11 protein-coding genes, 1 other RNA gene and 1 pseudogene are annotated in these 13121 nt (G+C 71.8%); 7 read left to right on the top strand and 6 right to left on the bottom strand.

Features of this window, described 5'->3' with window-relative positions; all coding sequences use genetic code 11:
* The first annotated feature begins 66 nt into the window (after positions 1-66).
* From ACGFZS_RS02730 to ACGFZS_RS02710, 5 genes are read left to right on the top strand one after another with little or no spacing between them, the layout of a single operon-like run.
* Positions 67-1422, top strand: coding sequence for a class I SAM-dependent methyltransferase (locus ACGFZS_RS02730; protein WP_393793592.1), 1356 nt, complete (start codon positions 67-69; stop codon positions 1420-1422).
* Positions 1419-2609, top strand: a complete 1191-nt coding sequence (locus tag ACGFZS_RS02725) for an FAD-dependent oxidoreductase (protein WP_393793591.1) — start codon at positions 1419-1421, stop codon at positions 2607-2609. The genes ACGFZS_RS02730 and ACGFZS_RS02725 overlap by 4 nt, the downstream gene beginning before the upstream one ends.
* Positions 2599-3852, top strand: a complete 1254-nt coding sequence (locus ACGFZS_RS02720; RefSeq protein ID WP_393793590.1) for an NAD(P)/FAD-dependent oxidoreductase — start codon at positions 2599-2601, stop codon at positions 3850-3852. Before ACGFZS_RS02725 ends, ACGFZS_RS02720 begins: the two co-directional genes overlap by 11 nt.
* The gene (locus tag ACGFZS_RS02715; protein WP_393793589.1) at positions 3846-4568 is read left to right on the top strand and encodes a DUF1365 domain-containing protein; all 723 of its coding nucleotides are present in this window, start codon (positions 3846-3848) and stop codon (positions 4566-4568) included. The genes ACGFZS_RS02720 and ACGFZS_RS02715 overlap by 7 nt, the downstream gene beginning before the upstream one ends.
* A complete protein-coding gene (locus ACGFZS_RS02710; protein WP_393793588.1) occupies positions 4565-5770 on the top strand; it encodes a class I SAM-dependent methyltransferase in 1206 nt (401 codons plus the stop codon). The genes ACGFZS_RS02715 and ACGFZS_RS02710 overlap by 4 nt, the downstream gene beginning before the upstream one ends.
* A 127-nt stretch (positions 5771-5897) precedes the next feature.
* Here ACGFZS_RS02710 and rnpB read toward each other — a convergent pair.
* The 5 genes and pseudogenes from rnpB to ACGFZS_RS02685 form a co-directional block, all read right to left on the bottom strand.
* An RNA gene (gene rnpB / locus ACGFZS_RS02705) (RNase P RNA component class A) lies at positions 5898-6301 on the bottom strand.
* 115 nt (positions 6302-6416) lie between these two features.
* Positions 6417-7139: pseudogene (locus ACGFZS_RS02700) on the bottom strand (DMT family transporter); the annotation flags it as partial.
* 79 nt (positions 7140-7218) lie between these two features.
* Positions 7219-8049 carry a helix-turn-helix domain-containing protein gene (locus tag ACGFZS_RS02695; RefSeq protein WP_393793587.1) on the bottom strand — a complete coding sequence of 277 codons (831 nt, stop codon included), beginning with the start codon at positions 8047-8049 and terminating at the stop codon, positions 7219-7221.
* Positions 8050-8066: 17 nt separating this feature from the next.
* On the bottom strand, positions 8067-8300 hold the full coding sequence (locus ACGFZS_RS02690; RefSeq protein ID WP_393793586.1) for a TetR-like C-terminal domain-containing protein: 234 nt from the start codon (positions 8298-8300) through the stop codon (positions 8067-8069).
* A gap of 28 nt (positions 8301-8328) precedes the next feature.
* Complete coding sequence (locus tag ACGFZS_RS02685; protein ID WP_393793585.1) at positions 8329-8964, bottom strand: TetR/AcrR family transcriptional regulator; 636 nt, start codon at positions 8962-8964, stop codon at positions 8329-8331.
* Between the two features lie 115 nt (positions 8965-9079).
* On the opposite strand from ACGFZS_RS02685, the gene ACGFZS_RS02680 reads away from it, so the two are divergent.
* The gene (locus tag ACGFZS_RS02680) at positions 9080-10702 is read left to right on the top strand and encodes an FAD-dependent monooxygenase (RefSeq protein WP_393794110.1); all 1623 of its coding nucleotides are present in this window, start codon (positions 9080-9082) and stop codon (positions 10700-10702) included.
* A gap of 52 nt (positions 10703-10754) precedes the next feature.
* Here ACGFZS_RS02680 and ACGFZS_RS02675 read toward each other — a convergent pair whose 3' ends face one another.
* Positions 10755-12200 carry an RNB domain-containing ribonuclease gene (locus ACGFZS_RS02675; protein ID WP_393793584.1) on the bottom strand — a complete coding sequence of 482 codons (1446 nt, stop codon included), beginning with the start codon at positions 12198-12200 and terminating at the stop codon, positions 10755-10757.
* A 99-nt stretch (positions 12201-12299) separates the two neighbouring features.
* Here ACGFZS_RS02675 and yaaA point away from each other — a divergent pair, with 99 nt between their 5' ends.
* Positions 12300-13082, top strand: coding sequence for a peroxide stress protein YaaA (gene yaaA, locus ACGFZS_RS02670; protein WP_393793583.1), 783 nt, complete (start codon positions 12300-12302; stop codon positions 13080-13082).
* Positions 13083-13121: the final 39 nt, after the last annotated feature.

The following is a 13121-nucleotide window of genomic DNA, read 5'->3' as shown; positions in this document are numbered from 1 at the left end:
AGATCCCTAACATCCGCAACATCCCTTTTATCGGCCGGTGTTCGGCCCAGCATCCCGAGGAGAGCTGTGACGGAAGCAGGATCCACTCCCTTCCTGCGGGAGGCCACGGCGAAAGGCATAGCGGGCCGTGTCGCCGCGATGTCCCGCACTCTGTTCGGCACCGACCTGCCGGTGGGACTGCGTGTCTGGGACGGCAGCAGCGCGGGCCCGCAGGACGGTCCCGTGCTGGTGCTGCGGAGTCCCAGGGCCGTCCGGCATCTGTTGCGCAGCCCCGGCGAGATGGGGCTGTCCCGCGCCTATGTCACCGGCGGGATCGACGTCGAGGGCGACTTCCGGCGGGCCCTGCACGAGTGCCTCGACTACGTCCGGACGGTCCGGCGGAACGGGGTCCGCACCCCCGGCGCGCTGCCGGCACTGCTGCCGCTCGTCGTACGACTGGGCGCCCTCGGCCTCCCGCCCAGGCCACCGGCCGAGGAGGCCGGGCTCACCGGACGCACCCACACCCCGGTACGCGACCGGGCCGCGATCGCCCACCACTACGACCTGGGCAACGAGTTCTACCGGACCATCCTCGACGAGACCATGGCCTACTCCTGCGGCCTGTGGACCTCCGACGCCCCCGAGTACCGTCCCGCGGACGCCCAGCGCGACAAGCTCGATCTCATCTGCCGCAAGCTCGGCCTGCATCCGGGCTCCAGCCTGCTGGACGTCGGCTGCGGCTGGGGTTCGCTGGTCATCCACGCCGCCGAACAGCACGGTGCCCAGGCGACCGGGATCACCATCTCGTCTCGGCAGCACGAGTACATCACCGCCAGGCTCGCCGAACGGGGTCTCGCGAACGAGGTCGAGGTCCGGTTGCAGGACTACCGGCAGGGTGTCGGGGACTCCTACGACGCGGTGTCGTCCGTCGAGATGGGCGAGCATGTCGGCGCGGCGAACTACCCCGAGTACTGCGCGATGCTCCACCGCTCGCTGCGGCCGGGCGGTCGGCTGCTTCTCCAGCAGATGTCGCGCGGCAGGGAAAAGCCGGGCGGCGGCGCGTTCATCGAGTCCTACATCGCGCCCGACATGACCATGCGCCCGCTGCCGGCGACCCTCGCGCACCTGGAGAAGGCCGGGTTCGAGATCCGGGACGTCCAGTCACTGCGGGAGCACTATGTCCGCACGATCGACGCCTGGTCGGAGCAGTTGGAGATCGCCTGGGAGGAGATCGTCCGCCGGTTCGGCGCACGCCGGGCACGGATCTGGCGGCTGTACCTCGCCGGCGCCTCCCTCGCCTTCGAGGGCAACCGGATGAGCGTCCACCAGATCCTCGCGGTTCGGACCCGACCGGACGGTGGCAGCGGATTCCCGTCCGTCGCGGACAGGTCCGGGACGGGCTGGGCGTCTCCCGGAACCCGCGGCCCGGAGGCGGACGCGTGAGAATCTGCATCATCGGCTCCGGCATCGCCGGGCTGACGACGGCCTTCGCCCTGTGCAGCCATCCGGAGGCCGAACTCACCGTGTACGAACAGGACGTCCACTTCGGAGGCCGGGCCGACGTGGCCGACGGGGGCGAGCACTGCCCCCGCTTCTTCATGGACGACTACCGTCACCTCCTGCGGATCCTCGGCATGATCAAGGGTCCCGACGGCCGGACCGTGCACGAGTCCCTCCGCCGCGTCCGCCGGTTCGCGCACACCGAGACCACCGGCTGGGTGGAGATCTCCCACCTGTACCGCATGATGGCGAAGGAGATCCCGCTCCGGGAGAAGCTGCGGGTCCTGTGGGCGTGGCGTCCCTCGCCGCTGCTCGCGGAGCGGCACTTCAGCGGACGTGGCGAGAACCGGTACGGATCGGCGCGCAACTACTCGGCGATTCCGCTGGCGCGCATGGCGGCGAACCTGTTCCGCTCCAAGACCGCCTTCGTGCTCCCCGGGGCCACCGACGAGTATCTCGTGGACCCCTGGGTGGCCCATCTGCGGGAACGGGGGGTCACGCTGACGGCGGACCGCAGGGTGTCCCGCATCGAGCCGTCCGGCGGGACCGTCCAGGTCCACACCCGGGCGGGCGCCGAGAAGTTCGACGCGGTCGTGGTCACGGCCTTCGTCCCCGACATGGTGGCACTCCTCGACGCCTCCCGGATCGACCACGCCGTCGACGAAGACGGCCACACTCACTGCGTGGCGTTCACCGTCGACCTCGACGCCCGCGAGGCGGTCCTGCGGGAGCCCGGCCCTGTCCTGTATTCGCGTGACGGCATCAACGTCCTGGTGCAGCCCGAGGCCGGCCGGTGCGTCGTGCTGTGCACGCTCAGCCCCCGCACCGACGAGGAGTACGTGATGGAGAAGGTCCGCCTCCACCTGGACCTGCGGCATCCCGTCCGACGGGTGCGGACGCGACCGAACCAGCGCCCCGGCGAGGCCATCCTCGTGGGCGACTACCTGCGGCCCGGCCGGATCCTGCGCCGGCCTGCCCCGGGCGTGTACTTCGCGGGGTCGGCGATCCACAACAGCTATCCGATCGACTCGGCGGAAGGGGCGGCCCGGTCGGCCCTGACGGCCGCGGCGCTGATCCGCCATGACCTCGACCTGCGCACCGAACACCGGAGGAGCTTCGATGAGACCTGAGAGGATCGCGGTGATCGGTGGTGGCATCGCCGGTCTGACCGCCGCCTACCTGCTGCGTCTCCGCTACGACGTGGTGTTGTTCGAGGCACAGCCCCGGCTCGGGGGGCACGCCGACACCCACGACGTGGCCGCACCGGACGGCGCGGCCGTGTCGCTCGATACCGGATTCCTGGTGCACAACCTCCGCAACTACCCGCGGCTGCTGCGTCTGTTCGCCGAACTGGACGTCCCGACCCAGGACAGCGAGATGTCGATGAGCATCCGCTGCCGAGGCTGCGGTCTGGAGTACGCGGGCGGCAGGCGTGGGCTGGGCCTGCTCCCGGGCCCGGGCACGGCCGCCCGGCCCTTCGTACACCTGCTGTCGGAGATACCGAGGTTCCACCGCGAGGCACGCCGTCTACTGGAGTCCGGAGACACCGCGATGACCCTGGGTGGCTTCCTGGAAAGGCACCGGTTCACCCGCTACTTCGCCGATCACTTCGCCCTGCCGCTGGTCTCGGCAGTCTGGTCTGCCGCAGCGGAGATCAGCACGGCTTTCCCTGCCGTTCCCCTCTTCACCTTCCTGGAGAACCACGGCCTGCTCAGCGTGCGGGCAATGCCCCGGTGGCGCACCGTCTCCGGCGGATCCCGCACCTACGTCGAGCGGATCGGCACGCGACTGCCCGAGGTGCGGACCGGCACACCGGTCCGGGGGATCACCCGGCATTCCGACGGCGCGGAGGTCATCGACACCGCCGGAACGACCCACGCGTTCGACCGGGTCGTCGTCGCCACCCATGCCGACCAAGCCTTGGCGCTGCTCACCGACGCCACGACCGACGAGAAGCAGGTCCTCGGCGAGTTCGGCTATTCGCGCAACGAGACCTGGCTGCACACCGACGCCTCCGTCCTGCCGTCGAGGCCGAGGACCCACGCCTCCTGGAACCTGCTCAAACAGTGCTGTCGTGGGGGCGGCCCCGTTCTCGTGAGCTACCACCTCAACCGGCTGATGCGGCTCAGCGAACCGCTGGACTACCTCGTGACGCTCAACGGCTCCACGGAGGTCGACGAGGCCTCGGTCCTCGTGCGACGCGTCTACGAGCACCCGATCCTCACGCTCGACGCGCTGGCCGCCCAGCGCAGGCTCCCCCGGTTGAACAGCCCGGTCATGGTGTACGCGGGCGCCTACCACGGCTGGGGCTTCCACGAGGACGGCTGCCTGGCGGGTGTGCGCGCGGCGGAGGCGCTGGGGGCCCGATGGTGAGCGCCGCCCTGTACGTCGGCCGGCTCACCCACACGCGCCGCACGCCGCTGCGGAGGGTCTTCCGGCACCGCCTCTACCTGTGGCTGGTCGACCTCGACGAGCTGCCCGTCTACCCGTGGTGGCTGAGACCGGTCACCCGGATTCTGACGTCCGATCACTTCGGAGAGCCGGATCGCCCGCTGCGCGCCCAGGTCGACGCCTGGCTGCGCGAGCAGGGGATCGATCTCCCCGGGGGACGTGTCCTCATGCTGACCTCCGCGCGAGTGTTCGGGCATGTCTTCAACCCGTTGACCGTCTACTGGTGCCTCACTCCCGCAGGCGACCCCGCCTGGGTGATCGCCGAGGTCCACAACACCTACGGGCAGCGCCACCGCTACCTGCTGCGGCCCTCACCGACCGGAGGCGCCCGCACGGGCAAGACCTTCTACGTGTCGCCCTTCCTGGAGGTGGCCGGGGAGTACCGGATGCGCCTGCCCGTCCCCCGGCAACGGCTGGCACTGACCGTCGCGCTCTTCCAGGACGGCCGTTCGGTGTTCTCCGCCTCCCTCACCGGCCGGCGCCGCGGGGCCGGGCCGGCGAACGTCCTGCGGACCGCCCTCGCCCATCCGCTGCTGCCGCAGAGGGTCAGCCTCGCCATCCGCCTCCACGGCATCGTGCTCTGGCTGCGCCGTCTGCCGGTCTTCCCTCGCCGACCCGCCGTAAGGACACCCCGATGACCGCGACCATGACCGAGGCCCTGCCCCTGCTCACCGACTCCCCGAGAGCCCCCGTACGGGCGTGGATGGTGGAGCGAGTGTTCCGCGAGGCGATGCGTTCTCTCCCTGTGCGAGTGGCTTTCCCCGGCGGTGAGCGCATCGGGCGCGGCGGCCCGGACTCGCCGGTGATGCGGATCGTTCGCCCAGCGGACTTCTTCTCCCGGCTGGCCGTCGTCGGCCCCGTCGGGTTCGGGGAGGCGTACATGGCGGGCGACTGGACGAGCACCGATCCGGCAGGACTGCTGACGCCGGTCGCGGCCCGTCTGACGCGCCCGGCCCGTCGGCCCGCGACGGCATTCCGGCGGTGGGCCGATCAGACCCGACCAGACGCGGAGCGCAACACCCTGGAGGGTGCCCGCTCGAACATCCGACGCCACTACGACCTGTCCAACGAGTTCTTCGCGCTCTTCCTCGACCCGTCCATGACGTATTCGTGCGCGCTGTTCGGCCCCGGCGACGACCTGCACGCCGCGCAGATCCGCAAGATCGACTGCGTCCTCGACCTGGCCGGGGTCGGTCCGGGGACACGCATGCTGGAGATCGGGACCGGCTGGGGCGGGCTCGCCGTCCGGGCGGGCCTGCGCGGCGCCGAGGTGACCACGCTGACGCTCTCCCCACGCCAGCGTGACCTGGCGCGCTCACGGATCGCCGAGGCGGCCGTGGCCGACCGGGTGACGGTCCTCCTGCGCGACTACCGGGAGGTCGAGGGCGAGTACGACGCGATTGTCTCCGTCGAGATGCTGGAGGCGGTCGGAGCCGAATACTGGCCGACCTACTTCGCGGTACTCGACCGCCTCCTGGCGCCCGGCGGACGCGCCGCGCTCCAGACGATCACCATGCCCCACGACCGAATGCTCGCCACGAAGGACGTCCGCACCTGGATCCAGAAATACGTCTTCCCCGGAGGGCAGATCCCCTCGCTCCGCGCCGTGGAGGAAGCTCTCGGCCCGACCACACTCCGCATCAGTGGACGCCACCGGATGGGCGACCACTACGCGAGGACCCTGGCCTTGTGGCGCTCGCGCTTCCTCGCCCGCGACGACATCGCCTCCTTCGGCTTCGCCCCGGACTTCCCCCGTCTCTGGGAGTTCTACCTGGCGTACTCGGAAGCCGGCTTCCGATCCGGCTACCTGGACCTCTGGCAACTCCGGCTCACACGCTGAGCGGGCCCCGTCGAGCAGCCGCCGGGTGGCCCTATCGGCTCGTACTTGAACAGCTGCTACCGCGTGCGGACCACAGGAGACGGAGGGTGCAGGGACATGGAGTCTGACCTGCGAAAACGCAGAGCGGCAGACGAGTCGGGCTGTACGCCGGGTTCTGTGCCCCGGGCCCTCGCGGGTGCCGGGGTGACGGCCATCCATCTAGGGCCGGCGTTGCCGCCGGCCTCGTGCGGTCTACCCGCGGACTTGGGCGGGCAGCCCTCGAATGTCCGCGCAGGGCGCTTTTTACGGCGCCCCTCTTGACCTTGCTCCGGGTGGGGTTTACCTAGCTGCCCAGGTCGCCCTGGGCACTGGTGGTCTCTTACACCACCGTTTCACCCTTACCGAGGGTCGAGACCCTCGGCGGTTTGCTTTCTGTGGCACTGTCCCGCGAGTCGCCTCGGGTGGCCGTTAGCCACCACCCTGCCCTGTGGAGCCCGGACGTTCCTCGGGAAGCCCCCTAGGGGGACTCCACGCGGCCGTCCGCCCGGCTCGTCTGCCGTGTCGACCATGTTACCGGGCGGGCGGGCCTCTTCGGTGCCGAGGCCATCGTCGCCAGTACCGAGCCGGTGAGGATCAGTGCGAAGGAGACGGCGATGGTCGGGGTGAAGCTCTCGCCGAGGAAGAGAGCGCCCGCCGCGACCGCGACCGCCGGGTTGACGTAGGTGATCACCGTGGAGCGGGTCGGGCCTATCTCCTTGATCAGTTCCAGGAAGGCTACGAAGGCCACTGCCGTGCAGAGGACGCCCAGGGCCAGGAGGGACAGCAGGGCGTTCGTGGAGGGCATGGAGGTGGGCCAGGTGGCTGCCGCGGCGGGGGCGTAGACCAGGGCCGCCAGGGTCAGGCAGGGGGCGATCAGCTGGAGCGTCGGGACGTCCTTCAGGCGGCGGGCCGCTATCAGGGGGGCGGTGGCGTAGCCGATGACCGTGAGGAGGACCTCGCCCAGGGAGCGGGCGTCGCCGCCGGTCAGGTGGGGGATCGTCAGCACGGCTACGCCGGCGAGACCGATGAGGAGGCCGGCGATCCGGCGGACGCCCAGGTGTTCGCGTTCACCGCCGAAGTACCTCGCCGCCACCACGCCCACGATCGGGACGCCCGCGATCAGCAGGCCGGCGGTGGAGCTGGAGAGGTGGCGTTCGGCGTCGGTGAGGGTGAACCAGGGGCCCATGATCTCGATGCACGCGAAGGCCAGCATCGGGCGCCAGTGGGCGCGGAGGGTGTTCAGGAGGCCGCCCTGGCGGATCGCCAGGGGGAGGAGCAGCAGCGCGCCCACGGCACACCGTGCGAAGACCACCGTCGACGGGGACACCTCGTCCACCGCCACCTTGATCATCAGGTAGGGAACACCCCAGATCACTCCCATGAGGGAGAACAAGAACCAGCCGCGTGCAGTCATACGGCAAGGATCGGTGTCAGGACCGTGCCGCGTCTTGAACGCTGTTGCGGTACGCCGCCGGGGTCACGCCCAGGACTCTGCGGAACCAGCGGGTCAGATGGGCCTGGTCGGCGAAGCCCACCAGGGTGGCCACCTCGGCCGGGCGCAGGCCCGCCTCCAGGAGACCGCGGGCGCGCTCGACGCGGTACTGGGCAAGCCAGGCGTACGGCGGGACGCCCATGGTCGTACGGAAGGCGCGCAGGAGTTGGTAGCGGGAGAGGCCGAGGTCCGTGGCCAGGTCGGAGAGTGTCGGCGGGGCCGTCAGTTCGTCGGCCAGGCGGTCGCGGACGAGGAGGGCGATGCCGGCGGCGCCGGGGATGCGGTCCGGTGCCGAGCGGGCCGTGGAGTGGCGGCGGGACAGGGCCGTCAGTAGCCAAGGGAGGCGGGATTCGGCTTCGAGGGGGTCGGGGCAGGTGGAGAGGATGGTGTGGGCGGCGCGGAAGGCCGCGGCCAGTTCCGGGTCGTCCAGGACCGGGTCGCGGAAGTGCGGGGTGCCGGCGTTCAGGGTGCCGTCCGACAGCAGCGCCGGGTCCGCGTACAGGGCGCGGTAGGCGTAGCCGTCGGTGAGGGTGGCCGGGCCGCCCGTGTGCATCTCGCCGGGGGCCAGGACGACGATCGAACCGGGGCCGGTGCTGATGTGGCCGCCCCGGTAGTCGATGATCTCGGAGCCGCCGACGCACACTCCGATGGTGAACTCGGCGTGTGCGTGCGGGGCGTAGGTGTGCCGTTCGAAATTGGCCGTCAGCAGGTCGAGCGACGGACCGCACCGGCCCAGCCGCGCCCTCGTCCACCGTGCGTGTTCGGCCACCTTCACACCCCCTCGCGCTAAGGGTGCAACGCCTTCACACCCCGTTTCCATGCCGCGTCCAGATCCGCGTCGTCCGGAAAGCGGCCGTGGATCTCCAGGACGACCATGCCGTGCGCGAACGCCCAGGTGGCACGGGCCAGGTCCCGGTCGCCGCCGCAGGCCCGCAGGAGCGGAAGGGCGGCCCGGTCCTCCAGACCCTCCGGCAGGAGGGTGCGGGGCAGGGGGCGTTCCGTGGCCAGGCAGTAGAGCAAGGCCGGACCCCCGCCGGCCCCCGAAGGCCTACAGCGCCATCCGCTCCAGCGCGTCGAACGCCGCCCCCATCCGCTCCCGGTGGTCCACGACCAGCCCCGCGAACGGCTCACCCGCCAGCTGACGGCCGACCGAGGTGACGCACACCGAGCGGTACGCGGCGACGACCAGCGACGCCGCCAGCTCCGGCTCGGTGAGCCCGGCCTCGGCGAGCGCCCCGGCCAGCGCCCGTTCCACCTCCTCGACCGCTTCACGGGCCCGGGCCCGCAGCGCCGGTGATTCGGCGACGACGGGCCAGAAGCCCACGAAGTTCTCCCCCATCCCGCCCAGCGGGTGCCGGGCGTCGATGAACCGGAAGGCCAGGCGGCGCAGCGCCGCGAGCGGGGACTCGCCGGGCGCGCGGTCCCGCACCGCTCCGGCGAAGGCCTCGACGGCCTCCGGGATGCGGTCGAGGAACAGGTCCTCCTTGCGCGGGAAGTAGTTGAAGACGGTCATCGCCGAGACCCCGGCCGCCCGCGCGACCTCGACGACCGTCACCTGCTCGAAGCCGTGCTCCCGGAACATCACGGTCGCCACGTTCGAGATCCGCTGCCGCGTCTCCCGCTTCTTGCGCTCCCGCAGGGACTCCCCCGGCCTGCCGCCACCCGTCGCATTTCTGTCCGTCACAAGAAAACTATAGCCGCTCGAAACTTTTAGTGACTACAGTGAAGTCATGACGACGACAGACAGCAGCAACAGCAGCAGCAAGAGCAGCAACGAAAACGGCAACGGCAACGACGGCATGGACTACGACGTGGTGGTGGCCGGCGGCGGGCCCGTCGGGCTCTTCCTCGCCGGTGAGCTGCGGCTCGGCGGGGCGGCGCGGGTGCTGGTCGTGGAGCGGCTGGCCGAACCCGACGAGACCATCAAGGCGGGCGGGATCAACACGGCGGGCGGGGTCGCGCTGTACCGGCGGGGCATGCTGCCGGATCTCGCGGCGGCCTGGGAGCGCAACCGGTGGCGGATGCGGGCCTTCCTCGGCGATCGGGGTCCGGACGCGCCCCGGACTCCCCCGAAGTTCGCCGGGCACTTCGCCGGGATCATGATGCGCGGTGACCTGTTCGACGACTCCGACCCCGCGTTCACCGACATCGGCCCCGCCGACGGCGTCGGCCTCGGCATCCCCCAGATCGAGCTGGAGCGGATCCTGGGCGCCCGCGCCGAGCGGCTCGGCGTCGAGGTCCGCCGGGGCGTGGAGCTGACCGGCTTCGACACCGACGAGGACGGAGAGGGCGGAGAGAACGGAGAGGGCGGAGAGGGCGGAGTCGTCGTACACCTCGCCGACGGCGCGCGGATCCGGAGCGGGTGGCTGGTGGGGTGCGACGGCGGGCGGAGCACGGTCCGTAAGCTCGCCGGGTTCGGCTTCCCGGGTACGGAGCCGGAGATCACCGGTTATCAGGCGGTCGTCGAGATGACGGGCGGCGAGCGGCTCGGGAAGGGCTGGAACACGACGGACGTCGGGACGTACGTCAACGGTCCCTTCCCCGGCCGGATCCTGACCGTCGAGTTCGACGGGCCGCCCGCTGACCGCTCGGCGCCGATCACCGCGGAGGAGCTGCAGGCCGCCCTGCGCCGGGTGTCGGGGGTCGACGAGGTGACGATCCACGAGGTGCACTCCTCGACCCGGTTCACCGACAACGCCCGGCAGGCGGACGGCTACCGCAGGGGCCGGGTGCTGCTCGCGGGCGACGCGGCGCATGTGCACTCGCCGTTCGGCGGGCAGGGGCTCAACCTCGGGCTCGGCGACGCCATGAACCTCGGCTGGAAGCTCGCCGCCGTGGTGCGCGGGGCCGCGGACGAGAGCCTGCTGGACAGCTACACCGCCGAACGGCATCCGGTCGGCGCCTGGGTGCTGGACTGGACCCGCGCCCAGATCGCCGTGATGCGCCCCGACCGGCACGCCCGCGCCCTGCGCCGGGTCGTCACCGACCTCGCGCTGACGACGACCGGGACGACGTACCTCGTCAAGCAGATATCCGGCGTCTGGCAGCGCTACGAGCTGCCCGGCGCGCACCCGCTGACCGGGCACAGCGCCCCCGACCTGGAACTCTCCGACGGCACCCGGCTCGGCGACCATCTGCACGACGGCCGTGCCGTGCTCCTCGACCTCGCCGACGACCCGAAGCTGCGCGCCCGCGCGGAGGGGTACGGCGACCGCGTGGACGTCCTCACCGCGGCCTGCCCGGGACGTCCGGAGCTGACCGCCCTGCTGGTACGGCCCGACGGATTCGTGGCCTGGGCCGCAAACGGCACGGACCGCACGGACGGCACGGACGGCACGGACGGCACGGACGGCACGGACGGGAACTACCGGTCAGACGACGACCTCGACGACGTCCTGGCCCGCTGGTTCGTCGCCTCCTGAGTCCGTCTCCTGAGGCTGTCGTCCGACGGCGCGACCGGTCCCGTACGACGGCTCACGCGGGCGCGAACCGTACCTTCGCCGTCCCCGGGTCGGCCTCGGTCAGCCGTACCCACAGCCGCTCGCCCAGCGGAAGGGGCTCTCCGGCGGCGGGCGCCTCGATCCGGCCTATGACGGCGGGCTGCTGGAGCAGCACCCGCCCCACGGTCGGCTGGCGCTGCTCGACCTCCACCACACAGCCGTCGAAGACGTCCCCGACCCGGTCCTTGAGCAGGGCCGCCTCGACGATGTCGACGCTCTCCCGCTCCACCGTGCCCGCGCGCCGCGCACCCTCGGCCATCTCCTTGGGGAGCGTGTCCAGCGCCATCAGCACCCAGTCGGGCGGGTCCTCGCCGGCCGCGGCCGCCAGGCACAGCTCGGAGGCGTAGCGGTCGGCGAGGCGGCGCAGGGGCGCGGTGCAGTGGGCGTAGGGGGCGGCGACGGCCGCGTGGGTGGTGAGGGTGGGCAGGGCGCCGGCCCGGAAGACGGTGTAGCCGGCACCGCGCAGCAGCGTCGTGCACTCCTGGAGGAAGGCCGCGTGGCGGGGGCGGTGCGGGTTCAGGGAGCGGATCAGCGTCGCGTACGAGACATGGTGCGGCCACTCGATGTGCAGCGCGTGCGCGGTGCGGCGCAGGCGGGCGACCGCGCCGTCGGGGGCGACCGGGAGGGTGCGGAGCACGCCGGTGCCGTGGGCCAGCATCAGCTCGGCGGCGGCCATGCCGGTGAGCAGGGAGATCTGGGCGTTCCAGGCGTCGGCGGGCAGCGGGGCGCGGTAGGTGAGCTCGTAGGTGTGGTCGTACTCGACGATCTCCTGCTCCGGCACGTTGAGCGAGATGCCGCCGCGCTCCACCTCCAGGCGTTCGCGCGCCTCGCCGATCTCCCTGAGCAGCGCGACCGGCTCCTCGGCGGTCCCCTCGTCGATCTGCTTCTGCACGCCCGCGTAGTCCAGCTTGGCCCGGCTGCGGACGAGCGCGCGGCGGACGTCGGCGGCCACCGTCCGGCCCTCCGCGTCCAGGTCGATGGTCCACAGGACGGCCGGGCAGGTCTGGCCGGGCAGCAGACTGGCCGCGCCCTCGCTCAGCACGGCGGGGTGCAGCGGCACCTTCTGGTCGGGGAAGTAGAGGGTGTTGACGCGGTGGTGCGCCTCGGAGTCCAGAGCGCCGCCGGGTACGACGAAGGCGGCGACGTCGGCGATGGCGTACCGGACGCGGTAGCCGCCGTCGTGCCGGGACAGGTGCATCGCCTGGTCGAGGTCGTACGCGGTGGGCGGGTCGACCGTGAAGAAGGGGATGTCGGTGGCGTCGTGCCCGGGCACGGCCGGATGGTGCGCGACGTCCTCGGCCTCCGCGAGCACCTCGGGCGGGAAGCTCTCCGGGACGGCGAGGTCGGTCCGGAGCGCGGCGAGCGCGGCCCTGAGGGGAGCCTCGGGGGCACCCTTGACGCGGATGTGACGGCTGGGCATAGGACGAGCGTAATCACATCGGGCGGCTCCGGCCCCTTACGCTGGCGCGAAGCGTTGATGACGAACGATGCCGGACGTCGTTGGTGAAGAGGAGTACGTGTGCTGGTCCTGCTGCCGCCCTCGGAGGGCAAGGCGTCCTCGGGTCGTGGTGCCCCGCTGAAGCCGGAGTCGCTGTCGCTGCCGGGGCTCGCTCTGGCGCGCGCGGCGGTGCTCGCCGAGTTGGTCGACCTGTGCGCGGGCGACGAGGAGAAGGCGCGCGAGGTGCTCGGGCTGAGCGAGGGGCTGCGCGGCGAGGTCGCGAAGAACACGGAGCTGCGCACGGCGGGTGCGCGTCCCGCCGGGGAGGTCTACACGGGGGTGCTGTACGACGCCCTCGGCCTGGCCTCCCTGGACGCGGCCGCGAAGCGGCGCGCCGCGCGGTCGCTGCTGGTCTTCTCGGGGCTGTGGGGCGCGGTGCGGGTGACGGACCGGATCCCGTCGTACCGCTGCTCGATGGGGGTGAAGCTGCCGGGTCTGGGCGCGTTGGGCACGCACTGGCGCGGGCCGATGGCCGAGGTGCTGCCGGAGGCGGCCGGGTCCGGGCTGGTGCTGGACCTGCGGTCGGCGGCGTACGCGGCGGCCTGGAAGCCGAAGGGGGAGCTGGCCGGGCGGACGGCGACGGTGCGGGTGCTGCACGCGCCGACCCGGAAGGTCGTCAGCCACTTCAACAAGGCGACGAAGGGGCGGATCGTGCGGAGCCTGCTGACCGCCGGGATCGCACCGGCCGGGCCGGGCGAGCTGGTGGAGGCGTTGCGGGACCTGGGGTACGAGGTGGAGGCGGCGGCGCCGGCGAAGGCGGGGCAGGCGTGGGCGGTGGATGTGCTGGTCACGGAGGTGCACTGAGCCCCTCCGAGTCACCATTGCATTCTGCGCAACGGTGAT

Origin of the sequence: Streptomyces sp. NPDC048288 (assembly GCF_043201555.1) — a bacterium.
Taxonomy (GTDB): domain Bacteria; phylum Actinomycetota; class Actinomycetes; order Streptomycetales; family Streptomycetaceae; genus Streptomyces.
This window is presented reverse-complemented; position numbering and strand designations above follow the sequence as displayed.